This window comes from Agromyces ramosus, from assembly GCF_030817175.1.
GTDB lineage: Bacteria > Actinomycetota > Actinomycetes > Actinomycetales > Microbacteriaceae > Agromyces > Agromyces ramosus_A.
In genome coordinates this window covers 3,824,466-3,848,161 of sequence record NZ_JAUSYY010000001.1, presented here as the reverse complement: position 1 = coordinate 3,848,161, position 23,696 = coordinate 3,824,466, and the positions used below count along the sequence as shown (strand labels likewise).

Below are 23,696 nucleotides of genomic sequence, written 5' to 3'. Positions count from 1 at the left end.
TCTCCTCGGTGCAAAGGTACGCGGAACCTCACTCCATGGTAGCCGCCGAAACGGAGAGTGTGTCCGGCGCGCTCTCAGGAAGTCGAATCGCGTCCGTCGAGCCGTGCGAGGAACAGTGCCTCCGCGAGCAGCGCACGCTTGAACACGCCGAGGTGCAGCGACTCGTTGGGGCTGTGCGCGCGGGAATCCGGGTCCTCGACACCGGTGACGAGGATCTGCGCCTCGGGGAACTCGTCGACGAGCTCGGCGATGAAGGGAATGGAGCCGCCGACTCCGATCTCGACGGGCGCCTTGCCCCAGGCATCCGTCATCGCGGCGCGCGTCTCGGCTACGGCCCATCCGCTCGTGTCGACGAGGAAGGGCTGACCGGTGTCGACGTCTTCGAAGGCGAGCCTCGCACCGAACGGCACGTTGTGCTCGAGGTGGGCGCGGATCGCGGCGAAGGCCTCGCCGGCGTCCTGACCGGGTGCGATCCGGGCGCTCACGCGCACGCGCACGCCGGGCACGAGCGTGTTCGAGGCGTTGGCCACGTCGGGGGCGTCGATGCCCGTGACGGTGATCGCCGGTTCGGACCAGATGCGCGAGAGGATGCTGCCACGACCGATCGGGGTGACGCCGTCGAGCAGCCCGGTCTCGGACCGGAGCTGCGCCTCGTCATAGGCGGGAGTCTCGAGGCCGGCGGAGGTGAGCCCGGCCACCGCGACCGTGCCGTCTGCGTCCCAGAGCGTGTCGAGCAGGCGGATGGCGGCGAGCATCGCGTCGGGCACCGCTCCCCCGAACATGCCGGAGTGCGAGGCGTGCGCGAGCGTGTCGACGCGCATGTTGAACGCGACCGCGCCACGCAGCGCGACCGTGATCGCCGGAGTCTCGAGATCCCAGTTGCCCGAGTCCGCGACGATGATCGCGTCGGCCTCGAGCAGGTCGCGGTTCTCATGGAGGAAGTTCGCGAACGAACGCGACGCGTACTCCTCCTCGCCCTCGATGAAGAGCGCGATACCGAGGTCGAGGTCGGCGCCGAGCACCTCGGTGAGTGCCCGGATGGCGCCGACGTGCGCCATCACGCCCGCCTTGTCGTCGGCCGCTCCCCTGCCGTAGAGCCGGTCGCCGCGAAGCGTGGGCTCGAAGGGCGCCGAGTCCCAGTCCTCGTCGCGGCCGGGGGGCTGCACGTCGTGGTGGGCGTAGAGCAGCACGGTGGGGCGGCCGTTGCGGGCGGCGCGACGCGCGACGACCGCGGGCAGGCCGAGCTCCGGGGCATCCGTCGCCGAATCCCCGTCGCCGAACGCGGCGACCGGCGCACGGCGGATGTCGACGACCTCGAAGACGCCGAGTCCGCGCACGAGTTCGGCGACCGCGTCGGCACTCGCCTGGACGTGTGCGTGGTCGAACGCCGGCCAGGACACCGACGGGATCTTCACGAGTCTCGTGAGGTCGGCGATCGTGGACGGGAATCCGGCCTCGACGGCACCGCGGATCGCGTCGATGCGTGCGGTGGTCTCGTCGGATGCGGAAGCGGTGGGGAGTGGCTCGGTCATGCCGGTAATCTTAAGGGGAACCGATTCGAGGACCCCGTGGCAAAGCAACCGCACAGCACCGATGAACCGGGCGCAGAGACGCTCGAAGAGACCCAGGCCCGCCTGAAGGCCGGCAAGGGCGCGCCCACGCCGAGCCGTGCGCAGCAGGAGGCGGCCCGCAAGCGCCCGCTCGTGCCGAACGACCGCAAGGAAGCGGCGAAGCAGGCCCGTGCGAAGGCGGCAGAGTCCCGCGAGCGTGCTCGCGTCGGCATGGCCGTCGGCGACGAGCGCTACCTGCCCATGCGCGATCGCGGCCCGCAGAAGAAGTACGTGCGCGACTACGTCGATGCACGGTTCAGTGTCGGCGAGGTGCTCATCCCCGTCATGTTCGCCGTGATCCTGCTCACCTTCATCCCGAGCCCCGAGGTGCAGTCGATCGGCATCCTCGCGCTCTGGGCGTTCTTCCTCATCGCGGTCGCCGACGTCGTCGTGCTCGGCTTCATCCTGCAGCGCAAGCTCGCAGCGAAGTTCGGCGCCGACAAGGTCGAGCGCGTGCGATGGTACGCCGCCATGCGAGCCCTGCAGCTGCGACCCCTTCGCCTGCCGAAGCCCCAGGTCAAGCGCGGCAAGTTCCCGTCCTAAGCGGATGCTCCGGGCCGCGTGCCCGGCGGAGTCCTCGAGTACGCACGTCCCCATGGCCGCGCCTCATCGTGCTCACGCGCGCGTGAACGCTCCACCCCGAACCAGCGGCACTCGCGTCTCGTCGTCGCTGAGCGACCCGTGCTGCCCGATCATGGCCTCGGCCCGGCGGTCATGCTCGCGCCGGTCGTAGTACGCGATCGACGAACGCGCCGCGATGAGCACGTCCGCGATGCGCGGCCGCACCTCCTCGGCGACGGGGCCGTAGAGGCCGGCATCGATCGCCTCGTCGCGACTCAGCACCCAGGCGCGATGCCCCTCAGCCGCGCGCCAGCCGTCGACGAGCGCGGCCGTCGCGTCATCGCCGAGGCCGGGCTCAACGTAGAGGGCCAGGCAGCGCGGCTCGCCGCCGACGTGACGCACGTCGGCGAGGAGCTCGGGATGCTTGTCGATGAACACGTGGCGATGCGCCGGGACGTCGATGACCCCGTGGTCGGCCGTCACGAGGAGACCCGTGCCCCGCGGCATCCGCGCTTCGAATGCTCCCAGCGCACCGTCGAGGTCTTCGAGGATCGTGAGCCAGCGGTCGGACTCCCAGCCGTAGGCGTGCGCGGCCTGATCGAGCTCGGGCACGTAGAGGTAGACGAGGGCCGGGTCGCCGTCGGCGATGAGCTCGGCAGCCACGGCGAAGCGATCGGCGATCGACGCCGCAGGGCGGTACTCCGCACCGCGGAGCACCGCGTGCGTGAAGCCCGACTCGTGGTAGCGCGCAGCTCCGATGGCGTAGCTCGCGATGCCGGCCGCCCCCGCCGCCTCGAACAGGGTGGGCGCCCGCTGCCACGTCTCGGGCCGCATGCCGTCGTCCCAGCCGCTCAGCTGGTTCACGAGCCGGTCGCGTTCGGCGTCGAGCACGCGGTAGCCCACGAGTCCGTGCTCGCCGGGAGTGCGCCCGGTGGCGAAGCTCGCGATCGCGGCGGCCGTCGTCGAGGGGAACACCGTGCGGATCACGTCGCGCTTGGCCATGCGGCTCGCGAGGAAACGGGCGTGTCCGGTGCGGGCTTGGACGTTGGCCGCTCCGAGCCCGTCGACGAGCACGATGACGGCGCTCGTCACCGACGGCAGCTCGAACGGGTTCGCGACGCCCTGGAGGCTCGCGACCGAACTGGCGAGCACCCCGGCAAGCCGCGGAGCGCTGACGGCTGGCACCGGTAGCATTGCAGGCATCGCGCCCAGTCTGGCACAGGCCGGGCGCGCCCTTGTTCCACGCGTGCGTGCCACGCCCAGCTCCAGAGACGACGGATGACCCGAGCCAAGAATCAGCCCGCCGACGAGCCGATCGTCGAACGCATCGAAGACGTCGACGTCGCCACCGAGATGCAGGGCTCGTTCCTCGAATACGCGTATTCCGTCATCTATTCGCGCGCGCTCCCCGACGCGCGCGACGGGTTGAAGCCGGTGCAGCGGCGCATCCTCTACCAGATGACCGAGATGGGTCTGCGACCAGACAAGGGGCACGTGAAGTCGGCGCGCGTCGTCGGCGAGGTCATGGGCAAGCTCCACCCGCACGGCGACACCGCGATCTACGACGCACTCGTGCGCATGGCGCAGGCGTTCACGCTGCGGGTGCCGCTCATCGACGGACACGGCAACTTCGGCTCCCTCGACGACGGCCCCGCCGCGGCACGCTACACCGAGGCGCGACTCGCCTCATCGGCGCTCGCGATGACCGAGGGGCTCGACGAAGACGTCGTCGACTTCGTGCCGAACTACGACAACCAGCTGACCCAGCCCGAAGTGCTCCCCGCGGCCTACCCGAACCTCCTCGTCAACGGCGCGAGCGGCATCGCGGTCGGCATGGCGACGAACATGGCACCGCACAACCTCATCGAGGTCGTCGGCGCGGCGCGTCACCTCATCGCGCACCCCAACGCAACGCTCGACGAGCTCATGGAGTTCGTGCCCGGCCCAGACCTCCCCACCGGCGGCACCATCGTCGGCCTCGCCGGCATCAGAGACGCCTACGCCACCGGCCGCGGGGCCTTCAAGACCCGCGCGAAGGTGCGCATCGAGAACATCACGGCTCGCAAGACCGGGCTCGTCGTGACCGAGCTCCCCTACCTCGTCGGCCCCGAGAAGGTCATCGAGAAGATCAAAGACGGCGTCAACGCCAAGAAGATCAGCGGCATCTCCGATGTCACCGACCTCACCGACCGCACGAACGGACTCCGGCTCGTCATCGGCATCAAGACGGGATTCAGTCCTGAAGCGGTGCTCGAGCAGCTCTACCGCCTCACTCCGCTCGAAGACTCCTTCAACATTAACAACGTCGCGCTCGTCGACGGCGGACCGCAGACGCTCGGCCTGCGTGAGCTCCTGCAGGTCTACGTCGCGCATCGCATCGCGGTGGTGACGCGCCGCTCGCAGTATCGCCTCGCCCGCCGGCGCGAGCGCCTCCACCTCGTCGACGGCCTCCTGATCGCGATCCTCGACATCGACGAGGTCATCCAACTGATCCGTTCGAGCGACGACACCGCTGCGGCGCGTGCGCGCCTCATCGAGGTGTTCGACCTGAGCCAGCTCCAGGCCGACTACATCCTCGAGTTGCAGCTGCGTCGCCTCACGCGGTTCTCACGCATCGAGCTCGAGACCGAGCGCGACCGGCTGCGCGCCGAGATCGCCGAACTCGAAGCGCTCCTGTCGAGTCGTCACCGCATCGAGGCGCTCGTCTCCCATGAGCTCGCCGAGGTCGCCGACCGCTACGGAACTCCCCGCCGGACCCTGCTCACCGACGCGCGTCCGAGCATCGCCGGAGCGGCGGCGAAGCGCGCCGCGGCAGTGCTCGAGGTCGCGGATGTGCCGTGCCGGGTCTTCCTCTCGGCGACGGGCCGCATCGCGCGGGTCGACCTGCCGGTCGGTGAGAGCGGCGCTGCCATCGTCACGGCCCCGACACGACGCAGCAAGCACGACGCGATCCGGTCGACGCTCGACACCACGAGCCGAGCCGAGATCGGCGCCGTGACGAGCCTCGGGCGCCTCATCCGCTTCACACCGGTCGACTTGCCCATGCTGCCGCCGACGTCGGTGCAGCTCGGAGCGGGCGTCAAGATCTCCGACTACCTTGCGTTGCCGAATCGTGACGAGAAGGTGCTCGCCATCGTCTCGCTCGACTCCGACCGGTCGGTCGCGCTGGGCACCAGGCAGGGCATCGTGAAGCGCGTTGCGGCGGGCGCCTACCCCAACAAGCCCGAGTTCGAGGTCATCGGCCTGAAGGTGGGCGACGAGGTCGTCGGCGCCGTACAGGGCGACGAGAGCGATGAACTGGTCTTCGTGGCATCCGATGCGCAGCTGCTGCGATTCCCCGCCGCATCGGTGCGCCCGCAGGGCTGCCCCGCGGGCGGCATGGCGGGCATCAACCTCGGCAGCGGTGGCCACGCCATCCACTTCACGAGCGTGCCGGTCGAGGCCGTTCCCGAGGTCGTCGTGGTCACACTGGCGGCAAGCGGTGACACGCGTGCTCGGCGCCGACCCCGGCAGTGCGAAGGTCAGCGACTTCTCCGAGTTCCCGGCGAAGGGCCGGGCCACCGGAGGTGTGCGCGCCCACCGCTTCCTGAAGGGTGAAGATGCCCTGCACCTCGCCTGGGTGGGCCGCTCCCCCGCACTCGCAGTGGGCACCGACGGCTCGGCGCGCACCCTGCCCGACGGCGGCGCCAAGCGCGACGGCTCCGGGCAGCCGCTCGACGCGGTGGTCGGCTCCATCGGGTACAAGATCGGCTGATCACCACCAGCGCACCCGTGCGGTGGCCGGCGACGTGCGCTAGCTTCGATGCGTGATGCACTCGACACTGCAGTCGCGACTCGATGGAAGCGTGCTCGTCTCCGGCGATGCGGGGTATGACGCTGCGCGCTCGGTGTGGAACGGCATGGTCGATCGCCGACCGCGCTATATCGTGCAGTGCACGTCGGATGCCGACGTCGCCACCGCTGTTCGGTTCGCGCGGGAGCACGAGCTCGATATCGGGATTCGCTGCGGCGGGCACGGCATCGTCGGGCACGCTGTGCCCGACGACGGCCTCATGATCGATCTCCGGCGCATGGGCGGCGTGCAGGTCGACGCGCAGCGGCGGCGGGCAAGGGTCGAGGGCGGAGCCCTCCTGGGTGCGCTCGACCGAGCGTCGCAGCCGCATGGACTCGCAACGACGGCGGGCAATGTCTCGCACACCGGCGTCGGCGGCCTCACGCTCGGCGGAGGCATGGGGTGGCTGGCACGGCAGCACGGGCTCTCCTGCGACAACGTCGTCGGCTTCGATGTCGTGACGGCGGCGGGCGAGGCGATTCACGCGAGTGCCGAATCGCATCCCGAGCTGTACTGGGCACTCCGCGGAGGGGGCGGCAATTTCGGCGTCGTCACGGCGTTCGAGTTCGTCCTGCACCCCGAGCCGGGCCAGGTGACCACCGTGGAGGTGCTCGTGCCGCTCGCAGAGGCGGCGCCCGCGATGCGGCGGTGGCGCGACCTGAGCGAGACGGCACCGCGCCGCGCGACCTTCAACGCCCTGATCGACGGCGACGTCGTCTCGCTCGGCTTCGTGTGGGTGGGCGAGCCAGTCGAAGGCCGAACGCACGCCGACGCAGTCGTCGACGCGCTTGCCCAACCAGCCGGCCGGCGCTCTCGCGTGGACACGATGTCGTACCTCGAGTTGCAGTCGCGCGAAGACGATGCCAAGGGTCATGCCTGGCGCCGCTACTGGAAGGGTCACTACTTCCGCGCGCTGAGCGATGAGCTCATCGATGCCCTGCTCGAGCGCGGCGGGGCCTACTTGCCTGCCGCGAGCCTGCAGGCCTACGGCGGCGCCATCGCGGAGATCGCCGACGAAGCGACGGCCTTCTCACGGCGTGACACCGCGTTCGAGTTCGTCGCCGCGTCGCGATGGAGCGACCCTCGGGAGGATGAGCAGCGGATGTCCGCGGCACGCCGCTACGCGGGCAGGCTCGACCCGTTCGCCAGTGGCGCCTACGTCAACGTGCTGGGCGATGACGGCCCGGCCGGCCTGCGCCGCGCGTTCCCCGACGCGAAGCTCGCCCGCCTCACCACGGTGAAGCGCGCGTACGACCCCGACAACGTGTTCCATCTGAACCAGAACATCTCGCCCGGCGCCTGACGGGCCACCGCCGACTATGCGTCGATGCGGTCGCGCTCGAGCGAGTCCGAGCTGTCGATGATGAACTCCTTGCGCGGCGCCACGTCGTTGCCCATCAGCAGTTCGAAGACACGGCCGGCGTTCTCGGCGTCGCCGATGCCGACGCGGCGAAGGGTGCGCTGGCGGCGGTCCATCGTCGTGGTCGCGAGCTGGTCGGCGTCCATCTCCCCGAGGCCCTTGTAGCGCTGGATCGGGTCCTGGTACCGCTTCTTCTGCTTGTCGAGCCCCGCGAGCACGCCCTTCAGCTCGGCCTCCGAGTACGTGTAGATGGTCTCGTTGGGCTTGGAGCCCGGATTCATGACGACGACGCGATGCAGCGGCGGCACGGCGGCGAAGACCCGACCATGGTCGATCATCGGTCGCATGTAGCGGAAGAACAGGGTCAGGAGCAGCGTGCGGATATGCGCACCGTCGACATCGGCGTCGGCCATCAGGATGACCTTGCCGTATCGCGCCGACTCGAGGTCGAAGCTGCGGCCGGAGCCCGCGCCGATCACCTGGATGATCGAGGCGCACTCGGCGTTGCCGAGCATGTCGGCGACGCTCGCCTTCTGCACGTTGAGGATCTTGCCGCGGATCGGCAGCAGGGCCTGGTGCTCGCTGTCGCGGGCGAGCTTCGCCGTGCCGAGCGCCGAGTCGCCCTCGACGATGAACAGCTCGCTCTGCGAGACGTCGTTGGAGCGGCAGTCGACGAGCTTCGCGGGCAGCGAAGAGCTCTCGAGCGCGTTCTTGCGTCGTTGCGTCTCTTTGTGGGCACGTGCGGAGATGCGCGACTTCATCTCGGCGACGACCTTGTCGAGCAGCAGAGCCGACTGCGCCTTGTCGTCGCGCTTCGTCGACGAGAACCGGGCGGCCAGCTCCTTCGTGAGCACGTTCGCGACGATCGCGCGCGCTGCCGGTGTGCCGAGCACCTCTTTCGTCTGCCCCTCGAACTGCGGTTCGGGCAGGCGCACCGTGATGACGGCGGTGAGGCCCGCGAGCACATCGTCCTTCTCGAGCTTATCGTTGCCGGCCTTCAGGCGCCGGGCGTTCAGCTCGACCTGCTGCCGCAGGAACTTCAGGAGGCCCTGGTCGAAGCCCGCCTGGTGGGTGCCGCCCTTCGGCGTGGCGATGATGTTGACGAACGAACGGATCACGGTGTCGTAGCCGGTGCCCCAGCGAAGGGCGATGTCGACGATGCACTCTCGCTGCAGCTCGGTGGGTACCATCGCCCCGCCGTCGGTGAGCACCGGCACCGTCTCCGTGAACGTGCCCGAGCCCGAGAGCCGCCAGACGTCGGTGAGCGGGGCGTCGGTTGCCAGGTGCTCCGCGAACTCCGAGATGCCGCCTTCGAACTGGAACGATGTGGTGTGCGGCGTCTCACCGCGCTCGTCGGTGACGTCGATGGCGAGGCCCGGCACGAGGTAGGCCGTCTGCCTGGCGCGCCCGAGCAATTCCTCGGTCTGGAACTCCGCCCCCTTGGTGAAGATCTGTCGATCTGCCCAGTACCTGATGCGCGTGCCGGTGACGCCCTTGGCGACCTTGCCGACGACGCGCAGCTCGCTGCGCTGTTCGAACGGCGTGAAGGGCGCGTCTGGCGACGGCTCGCCCGAATCGGCGAAGATGCCCGGCTCGCCGCGGTGGAACGACATGGCCCACGTCTTGCCGTCACGGTCGACCTCGACGTCGAGACGTTCGGAGAGCGCGTTGACGACGGATGCCCCGACGCCGTGCAATCCGCCTGAGGCGGCGTAGGACCCCGACCCGAACTTGCCGCCCGCGTGCAGCTTCGTGAAGACGACCTCGACGCCGGAGAGGCCGGTCTTCGGCTCGGCGTCGACGGGAATGCCGCGCGCGCGGTCGCGAACCTCGACGCTGCCGTCGGGGTGGAGGGTGACGCCGATCTCGTTGCCGTGGCCGCCGAGCGCCTCGTCGACGGAGTTGTCGATGATCTCCCAGAGGCAGTGCATGAGCCCTCGGGAGTCGGTCGAACCGATGTACATGCCGGGGCGCTTGCGGACCGCCTCGAGGCCTTCGAGCACGGAGAGATGGCGGGCGGAATAGTCGGAGCTCACGTCGGTAAAGCCTACTGAGGCGCGGGGGTACCTTCGGTCAGGCGCTACGCGCAGAGCGAAATGCCCGGCTCAACGGAAGGAACCGGGGCCGACCCGTGTTTTCATTGAGGAACGGAACATCGAGCTTGAGCCACGGAGGAGGAGCCATGACCCAATACACCGAGACCACCGGTGCGGTCGATGAACTCGAGACCCCTTACGAGCTCACGGCGCTCGATCGATGCGATGCGTGCGGTGCACAGGCGTACATCCGCGTCGTCGTCGCCAGCGGAGAACTGCTGTTCTGCGCCCACCACGGTCGCAAGCACCAGGAGAAGCTCTCGCAGATCGCGCACAGCTGGCACGACGAGTCGAGCCGCCTCCTGGCCGACGGTCGCGACTGACCCGTACCTCTTCACACGAACGCCCCGGCATCGCGCCGGGGCGTTCGTCGTTTCAGGCTTCGGGCGCGTTCAGGACGCTGGCGTGTGCGGTGCGTCTCAGGGACGCGCAGCGGATGCCGCGACCCCGGCCGCGGCGAGTTGCGCCCGGCGTGCGGTCGCCGCGTACTCATCGACGACGAGCGCCTGCGCACCAGGGATGTAGTCGGCCCCGCTGCGGCGCGCGGCGATCTCGAGCAGGTGATCGGCGAACGCCGGGTTCTTCGCGAGCACGGGTCCGTGCAGGTGGGTGCCGAAGACCTCGCCCATGACGACGCCCTCCTGCCCCGAGTCGCGACCGTTGCCGTGGCCCGCCCTGACCCGCCCGAGCGGTGAGCCCTCGGCACCGACGTAGTCGCGCGAATGGTTCTCGAAGCCGACGAGGGCACCGTAGCGCGGTGACGCGATGATGAGGTCACCCGCCACTCGCGACTGCCGGGGCACCGCCCTGCCGGGCAGGATGCCCAGCCCCTCGACGGCGACGCCGTCGCGCCGTTCGATGCCCCAGCTGAGCAGTTCCCACCCAGTGCCGACGGCGAGGATGGGCACGCCCTCGGTGCCCCACCGGCGGAACTCGTCATGCATGGTGAGGAGCGCCGAGCGACTGACCTCGAGCGACGCGTCGCTGCCGGAACCGAGCACGACGGCGTCGACCCGCGCGGGGAGGTCGGTGACCGATTCGACCTCGACGACCTCGGCGTCGAGACCGGCCCACCGCGCCCGCGCGACGAGCACGGCGGCATTCTCGGCGTCGCCGTTGGTGTTGTGCAGGGTCGGGAGCATGGAGACGATGGCGAGGGTCATTCGGCTCCCGTGAGTCCGAGGTGGGCACGCGTGCGCCGCATCGAATCGGCGGTGAAGACGATCGTCTTCAGGCCGGTGGCTGGAGCGGGGGCGGCGAGGAAGTCGTCGAGGGCGCGTGCGAGATCGGGTTCCACGCGGTCGATGGCCACACCGTTGTACGCGAGCATCAGTGCGGCTTCGGCGGCCTTGGAGCCGCTCACGATCGAGACACGGCGGAGCGACGAGGCATCCGTCGGCCAGAAATACGAGGGATCGCGCACATCGGAACCCATCGCGAACAGGATCTGCTCCGTGCCCGGCGCGATGCTGTCGACGTTCAGCTGGTAGCTCGCGGGGTTCTGCACCAGCACGAACTCGACGTCGTGCCCGCGCACCTTCACCCGCTCGCCGCGACCGAAGACGGCCGGGATCGCGGTGAGGGCCGCAGCGGCCGTCTCGCGCGAGAACCGGTCGCCGAGCACGGTCTTGGCGGTCGCGTAGGCGGCGGCGGCGTCGACGGCGTAGTGGATGCCGCGCGCGGGCAGCGAGATGGCGACGGATGCCCCGTCGTCGTCGAGCACGGCCGAGGCGCCGTCGACCGACGCGACGCGAACGCCGTCGCCCGGAGCCAGGCGAGCGGTGGTGGTCTCGGTGTACCCGAGGCCACGCGGGGCGGACTCGAGCACCGGCTGCGCCACGCCGAACCGGTGCACCGCGATGCCCGGACCGACCCGGGCGGCGAGCCGCTCGAGGTAGGCGTCGTCGGCGTTCACCACGATCGCCTCGCCGGCGCGCGCGGCGATGCGCGCGAGCATGCCCGCGACCATCTCGGAGTCGTGGAAGCGGTCGATCTGGTCGACCATGACGTTCGTGAGCGCCACGACGCGGGCGTCGACGCCCTGCATGACGAGCGCGCCGTGCCCCTCGTCCATCTCGAGCACGGCGACGTCGCCGGGCACGCGGCCGCGCCAGTCGGATCGTTCGAGGAGCGCCGAGGTCAGGCCCTGGCTGATGTTCGCCGTCGACGGGTTGGTGAAGACGTCGACGCCGTGCGCACGGAGGACCGCGACGAGCATCTTCGTCGTCGTCGACTTGCCGCTCGACCCCGAGACCACGACGAGCCCCTGCGGGAAGCCCGAGAGCGTGCGCTTCAGGTACCCGGTCGCGATGCGGTTGACCACGAGGCCCGGAACGGCCGATCCGCCGCCGGGCTTACGCAGCCGGGCGGCGAATCGGGTGAGCCTGCCGACGAGGATCGCCGGCGCGTAGCGCACCGCAGGCCTACTCGAGGTAGTCGCGGAGCGACTGCGAGCGTGACGGGTGGCGCAGCTTCGCCATCGTCTTCGACTCGATCTGGCGGATGCGCTCGCGCGTGACGCCGAAGGTGTCGCCGATCTGGTCGAGCGTCTTCGGCATGCCGTCGCCGAGGCCGAAGCGCATGCGGATGACGCCCGCCTCACGTTCGCTCAGCGAATCGAGCAGCGACTCGAGCTGCTTCTGCAGCATCGTGAAGCCGACGGCGTCGGCCGGAACCACTGCCTCGGTGTCTTCGATGAGGTCGCCGAACTCGCTGTCGCCGTCTTCACCGAGCGGGGTGTGCAGCGAGATGGGCTCGCGACCGTACTTCTGCACCTCGATGACCTTCTCAGGGGTCATGTCGAGTTCACGGCTCAGCTCTTCGGGCGTGGGTTCGCGACCGAGGTCCTGCAGCATCTGGCGCTGAACGCGGGCCAGCTTGTTGATGACCTCGACCATGTGCACCGGGATGCGGATGGTGCGGGCCTGGTCGGCCATGGCACGCGTGATCGCCTGGCGGATCCACCACGTGGCGTAGGTCGAGAACTTGAAGCCCTTGGTGTAGTCGAACTTCTCGACCGCACGGATCAGGCCCAGGTTGCCCTCTTGGATGAGGTCGAGGAACTGCATGCCGCGGCCCGTGTAGCGCTTGGCGAGCGACACGACGAGGCGCAGGTTCGCACCGAGCAGGTGGCTCTTCGCACGCTGGCCGTCTTTCGCGACCCACTGCAGTTCGCGACCGAGCTGCGAGCGCTTCTCGGCATCGGTCATGTGGGAGAGCTTCTCTTCGGCGAAGAGCCCTGCCTCGATGCGCATCGCGAGCTCGACCTCTTCGGCCGCGTTCAGGAGCGCGACCTTGCCGATCTGCTTCAGGTAGTCCTTGACGGGGTCGGCCGTGGCGCCGGTGATGGCGCTCGAGTAGACCGGGACCTCGTCTTCGTCGTCGACGGCGCGGAGCACGAGCGCACCCGTCGGGTGCGGCTCCACCACGGCCGGCTTCGCGTCGTCGTCATCCGAGTCGGCGTCGGGGGCGGCCTCGACGGTCTCGTCGGGGACCACGACCTCCACTTCGACCTCGACCTCTTCGAGCTCTTCGGGATCGACCTCGGCATCACCGTCGCCCGAGGCGCCCTTGGCCTTCGTGCGCGGCTTCGCCGCCGCCTTCGCGGTGGTCGCGCGGGGGGTCTTCGTCGCCGGGGTCGTGGTCTTCGTGCTCGCCTTCGCCGCGGCGGCCTTCGCAGCCGGGGCTTTCGCGGCCGGCTTGGCGGCGGTCGACTTCGCGGCGGTCGTGCGCTTCGTGGCGGGCTGCTCAGCCTCGCTCTTCGCCGACGTCGCTGCTTTCGTCGTTGCCATACGTTTGAACCTCTCCTACCGTCGCGCGGCGGGTGCCCTCTCGGACGCTCAGCGGATGCGCTCGGGCCCGGTTGTTTTCGGACACTATGAGGACCCATGTCAAGTCCGCAGGAGCGGCGCGAAACATCGCGCACCAGCGGACCAGAACGGGTCCTGCTCTCATTATACAGTGCGGAGCGCTGCCGGGCGTTCACTGCACCGCGCGCTTGTACCTCACCTACTCACAACGCCGCGGTGGCCTCGGTCATTCCCAGGGCCCTGCGGTGCCGCGGCATCCGTCTCGCAAGCGGGCATCAGCCCCGCGGCGACTCGTCGTCGCGGGTGCGCCGGAAGGCCAGGAACTTCTCGAGCTCGGCCGCGATCTCGTCGGCCGACGGCAGTTCTCCGTCTTCGTCGGTGAGCGGCGAGCGGAGTGTCGTGCCCTCCATATAGGAGTCATGCCGTTCTTCGAGGGTGCCGACGAGCTTCGCGAGCTCGCCGTTCTCGGCGACCTGCTCGTCGATGCGCGCCACGAACTCGCGGCCCTGCTCGCGGAGGACGTCGGTCGGGAAGATGCGCCCGGTCGACGCGCTGATGGCCTCGAGTGCCGCGATCGCGGCGACGGGGTACTCGGTGTCGGACAGGTAATGCGGGATCAGGAGGACGAAGCCGGTGGTCGGATGGTCGAGCTCCTGCAGGCGGTACTCGACGAGGTGCAGTGCATTGGCTGGAACCTGCGTGGTCGGACGCCAGATCGACATCGCCTCGATCAGGTCGGAGCGATTGCCGCTCACCGTCACCCCGATCGGTCGCGTGTGCGGCACGGGCATGGGGATCGAGTTGATCCAGGTCGTCGAAGCCACCTCGAGGTCGTCGATCAGCCCCAGCACGGCGGCGCCGAAGCGCTCCCATTGGAAGTCGGGCTCGTAGCCCGTGAGCAGCAGGAACGGCTGCCCGAGCTCGTCGCGGGCGAGGTCGAGGCTCAGGCGCGGCGGACGATAGTCGGCGAGGTGGTCACCCTGGAAGAGGATGATGGGCCGGCGTGCGCGGTAGTCGAGCAGCTCGTCGGCTTCGAACTTCGCCACCACCGTGGTCTCGAGCGTCGACAGCAGGTACTCGGCGGTCTGCGCGACCGCGCCGCCCGCGTCGGCGAAGCCCGTCAGGCCGGCGACGAGCGGGAGTCCGGGCGGCACCACCACGTCGGCGTTCAGCTCGTACAGGGACCGGGGATCGCGCATGAGTCCAGCCTACTGAGGGCCGCGGAGGCGTCCTCCGGATCGGCATCACGCTGATGATGCCGAGAGCGAACACGTACGATCGGCTGCATGGCCGTCCCCACCCTCACCGTGACCGCAGCATCCGCCGTCGACAGCGACGCCGACATCGTGCTCCTCGCCGCCAGCAGCGGGCCCGAGGGCCCTGAACTCCTGGCCGCCGACGGGTTCGAGTGGGTGCAGGCCCAGCTCGAGGCACTCGGCGCGAAGGGCGCGAGCGACGAGTTCACACGATTGCCCGGCAACGCCGACGGGCCCCGAGTCGTCGCGGTGGCCGGCGTCGGCGATCGAGCGGATGCCGCGAGCTTCCGCCTTGCGGTCGGCGCAGCCGTGCGCCAGCTGAACGGCATCGATTCGGTGGCGATCGGCATCCCCGCGGACGACGCTGACACGGCTGCCGCGATCCTCGAAGGGGCGGCCCTCGGCGGCTACCGCTACACGGAGTACCGCTCGAAGCCGAAGCCGGCCGTCACCCGCATCGTGCTGCACTCGCCACTCGACGAGGAGACGATCGGCCTCGAGCGGGTGCGCGCGGTGACCGCCGCCGTCGCCCGCACGAAGGACCTCGTGAACGCGTCGCCGTCTGACCTGTTCCCCGCCCGACTCGCGGAGCTCGCCGTCGAAGCCGCCACCGGCGCCGGCCTCGCCGCGAAGGTGTGGGACGAGGCGGCCCTTGCAGCCGACGGGTTCGGCGGCATCCTCGGCGTGGGCCTCGGTTCGAGCCGTGGGCCGCGCCTCGTGCGGCTCGAGTACGCGCCGGCCGGGGCATCCGTGCACCTCGCGCTCGTCGGCAAGGGCATCACCTTCGATTCGGGTGGCCTCTCGCTGAAGCCGATGGCCTCGATGGTCGGCATGAAGATGGACATGGCCGGCGCGGCAGCGGTGCTCTCCGCCGTCGTCGCCCTCGCCGAGTTGCAGGTGCCGATCCGCGTGACGGGCTGGCTCTGCCTGGCCGAGAACCTGCCCTCGGGCACCGCACTGCGGCCGAACGACGTCCTGCGCATCCATGGCGGCACGACCGTCGAGGTGCTGAACACCGATGCCGAGGGCCGGCTCGTCATGGCCGACGGGCTCGTCGCCGCGAGCGAGGAACAGCCCGACGCCATCGTCGACGTCGCGACGCTCACCGGTGCGCAGGTCGTCGCGCTCGGCCACCGCATCGCGGGGCTCATGGGCGACGACGAGCTCGTGGCGCGCGTACGGGCGGCCGCCGACGGCGTCGGCGAGCAGACCTGGCCGATGCCGTTGCCTTCCGAGCTGCTCAGTCTGCTGAAGTCGGATGTCGCCGACCTCACGAACACCAAGCTCGGCCAGACGGTACCCGGGATGCTTCTCGCCGGCGTCTTCCTGCAGGAGTTCGTCGGCACGCGCGAGGGCTCCGACGAGCGGATCCCATGGGCCCACCTCGACATCGCGGGGCCCGGCTACAACACCGGATCGGCGTGGGGCTTCACGGGCACCGGGGGCACTGGAGCCGCCGTCCGCACCCTCGTCAGGCTGGGAGAGGACCTCTCCGCGAGGTAGTAGGGTCATATGGGCGAGAACGTCGCCCATCACTCTCTGTCCCGGCAACGAACCGGAGACAGTCCGTGTCGCAGATCTGGTGCGCAAGGGAGATTGCGGTTGTCCGAGCAGAACTTTGACATTGTCATCCTCGGTGGCGGCAGCGGAGGGTACGCGGCAGCGCTGCGTGCCGTCCAGCTGGGCTTCACCGTCGGCCTCGTCGAGAAGGACAAGCTCGGAGGCACATGTCTGCACCGCGGCTGCATCCCGACCAAGGCCCTGCTGCACGCCGCAGAGGTGGCCGACAGCTCACGTGAGTCGTCGAAGTTCGGTGTCCGTTCGACGTTCGAGGGCATCGATGTCGCGGCAGTGACGGCGTACCGCGAGAGCATCGTGTCGAGCAAGTTCAAGGGCCTCCAGGGCCTCATCAAGGCCCGTGGCATCACGGTCATCGAGGGCGAGGGCCGTCTCGTCGCGCCGAACGCGGTGCAGGTCGGCGACGACCGCATCGTCGGCAAGAACGTCATTCTCGCGACGGGCTCGTACTCGCGCAGCCTCCCCGGCCTCGAGCTGGGCGGTCGCGTCATCACGAGCGAGCAGGCGCTCGAGCTCGACTTCGTGCCCGGCAAGGTCGCCGTACTCGGCGGCGGCGTCATCGGCGTCGAGTTCGCGAGCGTCTGGAAGTCGTTCGGCGCCGAGGTCACGATCATCGAGGCACTCCCCCACCTCGTCCCCAACGAAGAGGAATCGATCTCCAAGCAGCTCGAGCGCGCGTTCCGCAAGCGCGGCATCGAGTACAAGCTCGGCGTGCGCTTCCAGAGCGTCACCCAGCACGACAACGGCGTGGTCGTCACGCTCGAGAACGGCGAGACCATCGAGGCCGAGCTCCTGCTCGTCGCCGTCGGACGCGGCCCGGTCACGCAGGGGCTCGGCTACGACGAGGTCGGCGTGACGATGGACCGCGGTTTCGTCATCACCGACGAGCGCCTCGCGACCAACCTTCCCGGCGTCTACGCCGTCGGCGACATCGTTCCCGGTCTGCAGCTCGCGCACCGGGGCTTCCAGCAGGGCATCTTCGTCGCGGAGGAGATCGCCGGACTGAACCCCATCGTCGTCGAAGACGTCAACATCCCCAAGGTCACCTACTGCGAGCCCGAGGTCGCGTCGGTCGGCTACACCGAGGCGAAGGCCGCCGAGAAGTTCGGCGCCGACCAGGTCTCGTCCTACGACTACAACCTCGCTGGCAACGGCAAGAGCCACATCCTCGAGACGAGCGGCTCGGTGAAGGTCGTGCGCGTGAACGACGGCCCGGTGGTCGGCGTGCACATGATCGGTGCCCGGGTCGGCGAACTCATCGGCGAGGCGCAGCTGGCCGTGAACTGGGAGGCGTACCCCGAAGACATCGCCCCGTTCATCCACGCCCACCCCACCCAGAACGAGGCGCTCGGCGAGGCGTTCCTGAAGCTGGCCGACAAGCCGCTTCACGCGCTCTGACCCCGACCGCCCGTACAACGACTGCAATAAGCTAGGAAGCGTCCCACGCTGTGAAGGAGACAAGCGCATGAGCGAATCCGTCAGCCTCCCGGCACTCGGTGAGAGTGTCACGGAGGGCACGGTCACCCGATGGCTGAAGAACGTCGGCGACCGTGTCGAGGTCGACGAGCCGCTGCTCGAAGTGTCGACCGACAAGGTCGACACCGAGATCCCATCGCCGGTGGCCGGGGTGATCGAGGCGATTCTCGTCCAAGAAGACGAGACGGTCGAGGTCGGCACCGCATTGGTGACGATCGGTGACGGTTCAGGCGCCGGAGCCGGTGCGCCGGAAGCCGCACCGGCGGAGGCCGCTGCACCCGCTTCCGAGGCTGCGCCCGCCGCGCCCGCTCCTGAGGCGGCACCTGCCGCACCGGCACCTGAGGCTGCGCCCGCCGCGCCCGCTCCTGAGGCGGCACCTGCCGCACCGGCACCCGAGGCTGCGCCCGCCGCACCGGCACCGGCACCGGCACCGGCTCCCGCGCCGGCCGCTGAAGCGCCTTCGGCGCCGCAGGCCGCTCCGGCTCCTGCCGCTGAGGCACCTGCCGCACCGGCAGCGCCGGCTCCGGCTCCTGCCGCTGAGGCTCCTGCCGCGCCGGCAGCTCCGGCTCCTGCCGCTGAGGCTCCCGCCGCACCGCAGGCCGCGCCCGCTGCTCCTGCTGCCCCCACGACGGGATCGCACGCCGGACCTGCCGGCTACGTGACCCCCATCGTCCGCAAGCTCGCGAACGAGCAGGGCGTCGACCTCGCGAGCGTTACGGGCACCGGTGTCGGCGGACGCATCCGCAAGCAAGACGTGATCTCGGCCAACGTCGCCCCGGCCGCCGCGGCCGGTGCACCGGCCCCGCGCCAGGTTCTCGAGACGTCGCCGCTGCGCGGGACGACCGTGCCGATGACCCGCCTGCGCAAGGTTGTGGCCGAACGCGCTGTGGTGTCGATGCAGTCGACGGCACAGCTCACGTCGGTGGTCGAGGTGGATGTCACGCGAGTGGCTCGCCTCCGCGACCAGGTGAAGGGCGACTTCCTCGCCAAGACCGGCAACAAGCTCTCCTTCCTGCCGTTCTTCGCGCTTGCGACCGCCGAGGCCCTCAAGGCCTACCCGATCATCAACTCGACGGTCGACGGCGACAGCATCGTCTATCCGGCGCAGGAGAACATCAGCATCGCGGTCGACACCGAGCGAGGCCTCCTCACCCCGGTGATCCGCGACGCCGGAGAGCTCGACATCGCGGCACTCGCCGCGCAGATCGCCGATCTCGCCGACCGCACGCGCAACAACCAGCTGAAGCCCGACGAGCTCTCGGGGGGCACGTTCACGCTCACGAACACGGGTTCACGCGGCGCGTTGTTCGACACGCCGGTCGTGTTCCTCCCTCAGTCGGCCATCCTCGGCACGGGTGTGGTCGTGAAGCGCCCCGTCGTGATCAGCCAGGACGGCTCCGAGGCCATCGCGATCCGTTCGATGGTCTACCTCGCATTGTCGTACGACCACCGCATCATCGACGGCGCCGACGCGGCCCGCTTCCTCACCGCGGTCAAGCAGCGTCTCGAAGAGGGTGCGTTCGAGGCCGACCTCGGCATCTAGTCGAACAGCTCACGCAATCGCCATCCGGCCTCGCTCCTCATCACGAGGATCGAGGCCGGTTCGCGTTCGGCATCGATGTACTGCACGGTGACCAGCACCGCGGCACCCATCTCGGCACTGACGGCGATGGCGTCGAGGTCGAACTCCACCGACTCGGCAGCGCTGCCCTCGCGGGCGGCGACGATCGCCGCGCGATCGTCGGCTTCGACCGCCGAGCCGGGCTGCGCGACCTGGTCGAGACACGCGAGATCGAGTGTGGCGAAGCAACTCGACCGGAGCTCCAGCAGCTCCGCCACCGCGGCGACCGCGTCGTCGGAGTCGACAGCGGGTCGGGGGCGCGGTGACGCTGATGCGGCGGGCGATCGGTCGCCACCGGCCGCCGACGCGTCGCCGAGCGGGGTCTCTGCGTCTGCCGTCGGCATCGTCGGGGCGGGACCTGCGCCGCCAGCGGTCGCCGGTGGCACGAGGGTGAGGAGCAGCACGAGCGCACCGCCGCCGATGAGTGCGCCGAACGCCAGCGGACGCTGCCGCGTCGATGCTGCGGCCCGCAGTCGAGCGAGCAGAGGGCGCGTCGGATCGACGTCGGCCGCGCCCGCGAACTCATCGATTCCGGGCAGCTGCGCCAGCGCAAGCAGCGTACGGAGGCCGCCGGGCCCCCGCCGCCGCTCGACCGCATCAGCCAGGTCGGCGGGACCGGCGCCGGCCTCGTCGTCGACGGGCATCGGCGCGCCGTGTTGGGACTCGGGGGTGGTGGTCATCCTTGCGGGGAGCGCCGCGGGACGTGCGCGCGGCACGATTCCCGCGATCGGTTCAGGAGTCGCGGCGGCGAAGAGTGCTCGCTCCACCTCCTCTTCGCAACTCGTGAACGGACGCGCATCGAGCCGAGCTCGCAGGAGTCCGTCTACAGCTTCGAGTGCACCCGCGGGGCGTGTGGCGTCGCCGACATCGGAGATGAGCCCGGCGAGTGCCTCGTGACTGCGGCGCAGCAGCGCCGTGCGGTCGGCACCGCGCTGAGCGGGAATGCGTTGCAGTGCGCCCAGCCCGACGAGTCGGGGTCGGCCGGCGTCGTCGATGAGCACGTCGGCGACCGTGAGGCGGGTGTGCACGAACCCCAGCCGAGCGAGCTCGGCCACGGCCGCGACGATCGGGGCGAGCAGCGTGACCGCCTCCCCCGGTTCCAGGCGACGCTCGGCGAGCAGGCGCGATGCCGGGATGCCGGCGATGCGCTCGACGGCGAGGCAGCAACGCCCGTCGTCGAGAGTCGCGATGTCGTAGAGCAGCGGCAGGGTGCCCGAGGCATCGGACGACATCGCCTCGACCTCCACGGCGATCGACTCGTTCCATCGCGCTCGGTCGTAGATGCGAAGCGCCACGAGCGCCGTGCCGGACTCCTCGTCGCCCGATGTTCGGGAGTGATCGACGGTGGCGAGATAGATGTCTGCGCGATCGCCCGAGGCGATGCGCCGGAGCAGCCGGTAGCCGGCGACGCGCGTGTCGGCCGGCCGCTCGGCCTCGACGGCCGCCGTTTCGACGGGAGGTCGGACGGGTCGAGGGCTTCGGCTCATCCCCCGATCGTGCCGTGCCGCCGACGAGCCGGCCGTCGGGTGGACGCGTCCGCGCACAGCTCGAGCGCGCACGCACCTGTCGAGGACGAGTCCCCTAGACTTGCCGCATGCTCGACTTCGTCGTCGCGGGGCTAAGCGCCAACTCCGTGCCGTACATCGAGGGTCTCGACCTTCAGCGCGCCGTCCATCGCGCGGTCGTCAGGGGCGAACGCCCCGACACCGTCATCCTTCTGGAACACCCTTCCGTCTACACCGCCGGCAAGCGAACGGCTCCCGAGGAACGACCGACCGACGGCACCCCCGTCATCGATGTCGACCGCGGCGGCAAGATCACCTGGCACGGACCGGGGCAGCTCGTCGGCTATCCGATCCTCCGACTCGCGGAACCGATCGACGTCGTCGGCTACGTGCGACGCCTCGAGGGGATCCTCATCGACGTCCTCGAAGAGTTCGAGGTCGCCGGCCGTCGCGTCGACGGGCGCTCCGGTGTGTGGGTCGGTTCACCCGGCGCCGAGGACAAGATCGCCGCCATCGGCATCCGCGTCGCCGACGGCGTCACGATGCACGGGTTCGCGCTCAATTGCAGCAACTCGCTCGACCCATACGGGAAGATCGTGGCCTGCGGCATCCGTGATGCAGGAGTCACGACCATCAGCAGGGTGCTCGGCCGCACCGTCGACCCGGCAGATCTCGTCGCACCGATCAGCGAGCGGTTCCTCGCCGAGGCGGCGGTCGCCGCATGAGCGCCGCACCCGAAGGGCGCCGGATGCTGCGCCTCGAGGTCCGCAACGCCGAGACGCCCATCGAACGCAAGCCCGAGTGGATCAAGACGAAGGCGAAGATGGGGCCCGAGTACCGGGAGCTCCATGCGCTCGTGAAGAGCGAGGAGCTGCACACCGTCTGCCAGGAGGCCGGCTGCCCCAACATCTACGAGTGCTGGGAGGATCGCGAGGCGACCTTCCTGATCGGCGGCTCGCAGTGCACGCGGCGGTGCGACTTCTGCCAGATCGACACCGGCAAGCCCGCCGACTACGACGTCGACGAGCCGCGCAGGGTGGCCGAGTCGGTCGTTCGCATGCAGCTGCGCTACTCGACGGTCACGGGCGTCGCTCGCGACGACCTGCCCGACGAGGGAGCGTGGCTCTACGCCGAGACCATCCGCGAGATCCATCGCCAGTCGCCCGGCACGGGGGTCGAGATCCTCGTCCCCGACTTCTCGGGCAATCCCGCGCACCTCGCCGAGGTTTTCTCCGCTCGGCCCGAGGTGTTCGCCCACAACGTCGAGACGGTTCCGCGCATCTTCAAGCGCATCCGCCCGGCGTTCCGCTACGAGCGATCGCTCGACGTGATCACGCAGGGCCGGGAGGCCGGCCTCATCACGAAGTCGAACCTCATCCTCGGCATGGGCGAGGAACGCCACGAGGTGACTCAGGCGCTTCGAGACCTCCACGATGCGGGCACCGACATCATCACCGTCACGCAGTACCTCCGTCCGAGTCCCCGCCACCTCCCGGTCGCGCGATGGGTGCGGCCCGAGGAGTTCGTGGAGATCAAGGCGGAGGCCGAGGAGATCGGCTTCCTCGGCGTGCTGGCCGGGCCGTTGGTGCGGTCGTCGTACCGCGCGGGGCGCCTCTGGGCGCAGTCGATGCACGCCAAGGGGCTCGACCTGCCGGCCGAACTCTCGCACCTCGCCGACACCTCGCTCGGCTTCGCTCAAGCCGTGGGCTGAGCGGCAAGCGTCGCCTCGGACCGCTCGTCCCCAGCGGTCCGAGGCGACCCCCGACGCCGGTATCCTAGACACCATGGCACGCACCAAGGACGCATCGAAGGCTCAGAAGGAGCCAGGCCGCATGAAGCAGATGTGGCAGGTCTTCCAGATGACCCGCCGCTATGACCCGACTGCGCAGTGGCTGATGCTCCTCGCCTTCCTCGCCCCCATCCTCGTGGGCCTCGGGGTCGCCATCTGGCTGGGCGACGGCAACGGCTTCACGATTGCGCTGTGGATCGTCGCGGGAGTCCTCGCCGGCCTGCTCATCGCCCTCGTCGTTCTCGGGCGGCGTGCAGAGCGCGCCGCCTACTCGCAGATCGAGGGTCAGCCGGGTGCGGTGGGTGCCGTACTCCGCAGCGGCCTCCGCGGCGGCTGGGTCGGCAACGAGATGCCCATCGCAGTCAACGGCAAGACGCAAGACGCCGTGTACCGCGCGGTCGGTCGCGGCGGGGTCGTGCTCATCAGCGAAGGACCGGTCACTCGCACGAAGCGCATGCTCGACGACGAGCAGCGCAAGATCGCACGCGTGCTGCCGAACGTGCCGATCTCGCTCATCTCGGTCGGCCACGACGAGGGGTCGATCGAGCTCTACCGGCTCCCGGCGACGCTGCGCAAGAAGAAGCGCACGCTCACCAAGCCCGAGGTGCTCGCGGTGTCGAACCGGCTGAACTCGCTGCAGACCTCGTTGCCGATCCCCAAGGGCATCGACCCCCTGAAGGCACGCCCGCAGCGCGGCAAGGCGCGCTGAGCCGAACTCTTCGAATGCGGCATCCGTCGATCGGCGGATGCCGCATTCGCACGTTCAGGCGCGGACGAGCACCGTGCCCGCGATCTTGTCGTGGAAGCCGCGCTGGTCGGCGTCCCAGATGAGCGCGGGGATGACGAGCATCAGGAGCGCCGTGCGCACGACCGGGCGCCACGGGCCGACCCACCCGCCGGCGAGCGGAGCGAGGTGCAGGCCGACGAGCCGATGCCCGATGCTGCCGCCGATGGTCGGGATGAAGACGACCTGGAGTACCGCGAACACGAGTGGCGTCACCCAGGTGTAGGCCGTCGACTCGTAGGGCGTGAAGAGCAGGGCGATGAGCATTGCGCTCGCCCAGTCGATCGCGATCGCGGCGAGGCGCCGGCCGACGCGGCCGACCGACGTCGGCCCGCTCGCCGGAAGACCCAGCCGCTCCCCCGGCCACCGGTTCGGCTGGAGATCTCCGGAGGTCTGGGGCTTCGCGTCGGGCACCCGTC

18 protein-coding genes and 1 pseudogene are annotated in these 23,696 nt (G+C 69.8%); 10 read left to right on the top strand and 9 right to left on the bottom strand.

Annotated elements, in window-relative coordinates; genetic code table 11:
• Positions 1–74 precede the first annotated feature (74 nt).
• Positions 75–1,532, bottom strand: coding sequence for a dipeptidase (locus QFZ26_RS17985; protein WP_307044564.1), 1,458 nt, complete (start codon positions 1,530–1,532; stop codon positions 75–77).
• Between the two features lie 36 nt (positions 1,533–1,568).
• On the opposite strand from QFZ26_RS17985, the gene QFZ26_RS17980 reads away from it, so the two are divergent.
• On the top strand, positions 1,569–2,153 hold the full coding sequence (locus QFZ26_RS17980) for a DUF3043 domain-containing protein (protein WP_307044562.1): 585 nt from the start codon (positions 1,569–1,571) through the stop codon (positions 2,151–2,153).
• A 72-nt stretch (positions 2,154–2,225) separates the two neighbouring features.
• On the opposite strand, the gene QFZ26_RS17975 is transcribed toward QFZ26_RS17980, so the two are convergent.
• Positions 2,226–3,365: an alkaline phosphatase family protein gene (locus tag QFZ26_RS17975; protein ID WP_307045148.1), complete on the bottom strand. Its 1,140-nt coding sequence runs from the start codon at positions 3,363–3,365 to the stop codon at positions 2,226–2,228.
• 84 nt (positions 3,366–3,449) lie between these two features.
• On the opposite strand from QFZ26_RS17975, the pseudogene QFZ26_RS17970 reads away from it, so the two are divergent.
• Together QFZ26_RS17970 and QFZ26_RS17965 are read left to right on the top strand one after the other, a co-directional pair.
• Positions 3,450–5,925 (top strand): annotated as a pseudogene (locus QFZ26_RS17970) (DNA gyrase/topoisomerase IV subunit A).
• A 55-nt stretch (positions 5,926–5,980) separates the two neighbouring features.
• Positions 5,981–7,306, top strand: a complete 1,326-nt coding sequence (locus tag QFZ26_RS17965) for an FAD-binding oxidoreductase (protein WP_307045147.1) — start codon at positions 5,981–5,983, stop codon at positions 7,304–7,306.
• Positions 7,307–7,320: 14 nt separating this feature from the next.
• On the opposite strand, the gene QFZ26_RS17960 is transcribed toward QFZ26_RS17965, so the two are convergent.
• Complete coding sequence (locus QFZ26_RS17960) at positions 7,321–9,399, bottom strand: DNA gyrase/topoisomerase IV subunit B (protein ID WP_307044560.1); 2,079 nt, start codon at positions 9,397–9,399, stop codon at positions 7,321–7,323.
• Positions 9,400–9,545: 146 nt separating this feature from the next.
• Here QFZ26_RS17960 and QFZ26_RS17955 point away from each other — a divergent pair, with 146 nt between their 5' ends.
• Complete coding sequence (locus tag QFZ26_RS17955) at positions 9,546–9,782, top strand: DUF7455 domain-containing protein (RefSeq protein ID WP_307044559.1); 237 nt, start codon at positions 9,546–9,548, stop codon at positions 9,780–9,782.
• Positions 9,783–9,878: 96 nt separating this feature from the next.
• Here QFZ26_RS17955 and QFZ26_RS17950 read toward each other — a convergent pair whose 3' ends face one another.
• The 4 genes from QFZ26_RS17950 to QFZ26_RS17935 form a co-directional block, all read right to left on the bottom strand.
• A complete protein-coding gene (locus QFZ26_RS17950; RefSeq protein ID WP_307044557.1) occupies positions 9,879–10,622 on the bottom strand; it encodes a type 1 glutamine amidotransferase in 744 nt (247 codons plus the stop codon).
• Positions 10,619–11,875 (bottom strand): Mur ligase family protein, encoded by a 1,257-nt coding sequence (locus QFZ26_RS17945; protein WP_307044555.1) that lies wholly within the window; start codon positions 11,873–11,875, stop codon positions 10,619–10,621. The genes QFZ26_RS17950 and QFZ26_RS17945 overlap by 4 nt, the downstream gene beginning before the upstream one ends.
• Before the next feature lie 7 nt (positions 11,876–11,882).
• Positions 11,883–13,250 carry an RNA polymerase sigma factor gene (locus tag QFZ26_RS17940; protein WP_307044553.1) on the bottom strand — a complete coding sequence of 456 codons (1,368 nt, stop codon included), beginning with the start codon at positions 13,248–13,250 and terminating at the stop codon, positions 11,883–11,885.
• A gap of 293 nt (positions 13,251–13,543) precedes the next feature.
• Positions 13,544–14,467, bottom strand: coding sequence for a proteasome assembly chaperone family protein (locus QFZ26_RS17935; RefSeq protein WP_307044551.1), 924 nt, complete (start codon positions 14,465–14,467; stop codon positions 13,544–13,546).
• Between the two features lie 87 nt (positions 14,468–14,554).
• Here QFZ26_RS17935 and QFZ26_RS17930 point away from each other — a divergent pair, with 87 nt between their 5' ends.
• The 3 genes from QFZ26_RS17930 to sucB all read left to right on the top strand — a co-directional run bounded on the left by QFZ26_RS17930 (position 14,555) and on the right by sucB (position 19,121).
• Positions 14,555–16,027 carry a leucyl aminopeptidase gene (locus tag QFZ26_RS17930; RefSeq protein ID WP_307044549.1) on the top strand — a complete coding sequence of 491 codons (1,473 nt, stop codon included), beginning with the start codon at positions 14,555–14,557 and terminating at the stop codon, positions 16,025–16,027.
• A 99-nt stretch (positions 16,028–16,126) separates the two neighbouring features.
• Positions 16,127–17,500: a dihydrolipoyl dehydrogenase gene (gene lpdA, locus QFZ26_RS17925; RefSeq protein ID WP_307044547.1), complete on the top strand. Its 1,374-nt coding sequence runs from the start codon at positions 16,127–16,129 to the stop codon at positions 17,498–17,500.
• 67 nt (positions 17,501–17,567) lie between these two features.
• Positions 17,568–19,121, top strand: a complete 1,554-nt coding sequence (gene sucB, locus QFZ26_RS17920) for a 2-oxoglutarate dehydrogenase, E2 component, dihydrolipoamide succinyltransferase (protein ID WP_307044546.1) — start codon at positions 17,568–17,570, stop codon at positions 19,119–19,121.
• Here sucB and QFZ26_RS17915 read toward each other — a convergent pair.
• Positions 19,118–20,686, bottom strand: coding sequence for a hypothetical protein (locus QFZ26_RS17915; protein WP_307044544.1), 1,569 nt, complete (start codon positions 20,684–20,686; stop codon positions 19,118–19,120). The two genes, sucB and QFZ26_RS17915, sit on opposite strands and share 4 nt — an antisense overlap.
• A gap of 107 nt (positions 20,687–20,793) precedes the next feature.
• Between QFZ26_RS17915 and lipB the strand changes: the two genes are divergently transcribed.
• The 3 genes from lipB (at position 20,794) to QFZ26_RS17900 (ending at position 23,202) form a co-directional block, all read left to right on the top strand.
• On the top strand, positions 20,794–21,429 hold the full coding sequence (lipB, locus tag QFZ26_RS17910) for a lipoyl(octanoyl) transferase LipB (RefSeq protein ID WP_307044542.1): 636 nt from the start codon (positions 20,794–20,796) through the stop codon (positions 21,427–21,429).
• On the top strand, positions 21,426–22,415 hold the full coding sequence (gene lipA, locus QFZ26_RS17905; RefSeq protein ID WP_307044540.1) for a lipoyl synthase: 990 nt from the start codon (positions 21,426–21,428) through the stop codon (positions 22,413–22,415). The genes lipB and lipA overlap by 4 nt, the downstream gene beginning before the upstream one ends.
• A gap of 73 nt (positions 22,416–22,488) precedes the next feature.
• The gene (locus QFZ26_RS17900; RefSeq protein WP_307044538.1) at positions 22,489–23,202 is read left to right on the top strand and encodes a DUF4191 domain-containing protein; all 714 of its coding nucleotides are present in this window, start codon (positions 22,489–22,491) and stop codon (positions 23,200–23,202) included.
• Between the two features lie 54 nt (positions 23,203–23,256).
• Here the strand turns inward: QFZ26_RS17900 and QFZ26_RS17895 are convergent, their stop codons facing one another.
• Complete coding sequence (locus tag QFZ26_RS17895; RefSeq protein ID WP_307044536.1) at positions 23,257–23,691, bottom strand: RDD family protein; 435 nt, start codon at positions 23,689–23,691, stop codon at positions 23,257–23,259.
• Positions 23,692–23,696 lie beyond the last annotated feature (5 nt).

Excerpts from the sequence above, each read along its gene's own strand:
- QFZ26_RS17965 (WP_307045147.1), top strand. The coding sequence starts at position 5,981 with ATGCACTCGACACTGCAGTCGCGACTCGATGGAAGCGTGCTCGTCTCC.
- QFZ26_RS17955 (WP_307044559.1), top strand. The coding sequence starts at position 9,546 with ATGACCCAATACACCGAGACCACCGGTGCGGTCGATGAACTCGAGACC.
- QFZ26_RS17915 (WP_307044544.1), bottom strand. The coding sequence starts at position 20,686 with ATGAGCCGAAGCCCTCGACCCGTCCGACCTCCCGTCGAAACGGCGGCC.
- QFZ26_RS17940 (WP_307044553.1), bottom strand. The coding sequence starts at position 13,250 with ATGGCAACGACGAAAGCAGCGACGTCGGCGAAGAGCGAGGCTGAGCAG.
- QFZ26_RS17900 (WP_307044538.1), top strand. The coding sequence starts at position 22,489 with ATGGCACGCACCAAGGACGCATCGAAGGCTCAGAAGGAGCCAGGCCGC.
- lipB (WP_307044542.1), top strand. The coding sequence starts at position 20,794 with ATGCTCGACTTCGTCGTCGCGGGGCTAAGCGCCAACTCCGTGCCGTAC.
- QFZ26_RS17985 (WP_307044564.1), bottom strand. The coding sequence starts at position 1,532 with ATGACCGAGCCACTCCCCACCGCTTCCGCATCCGACGAGACCACCGCA.
- QFZ26_RS17975 (WP_307045148.1), bottom strand. The coding sequence starts at position 3,365 with ATGCTACCGGTGCCAGCCGTCAGCGCTCCGCGGCTTGCCGGGGTGCTC.
- QFZ26_RS17950 (WP_307044557.1), bottom strand. The coding sequence starts at position 10,622 with ATGACCCTCGCCATCGTCTCCATGCTCCCGACCCTGCACAACACCAAC.
- lipA (WP_307044540.1), top strand. The coding sequence starts at position 21,426 with ATGAGCGCCGCACCCGAAGGGCGCCGGATGCTGCGCCTCGAGGTCCGC.
- QFZ26_RS17935 (WP_307044551.1), bottom strand. The coding sequence starts at position 14,467 with ATGCGCGATCCCCGGTCCCTGTACGAGCTGAACGCCGACGTGGTGGTG.
- sucB (WP_307044546.1), top strand. The coding sequence starts at position 17,568 with ATGAGCGAATCCGTCAGCCTCCCGGCACTCGGTGAGAGTGTCACGGAG.
- QFZ26_RS17930 (WP_307044549.1), top strand. The coding sequence starts at position 14,555 with ATGGCCGTCCCCACCCTCACCGTGACCGCAGCATCCGCCGTCGACAGC.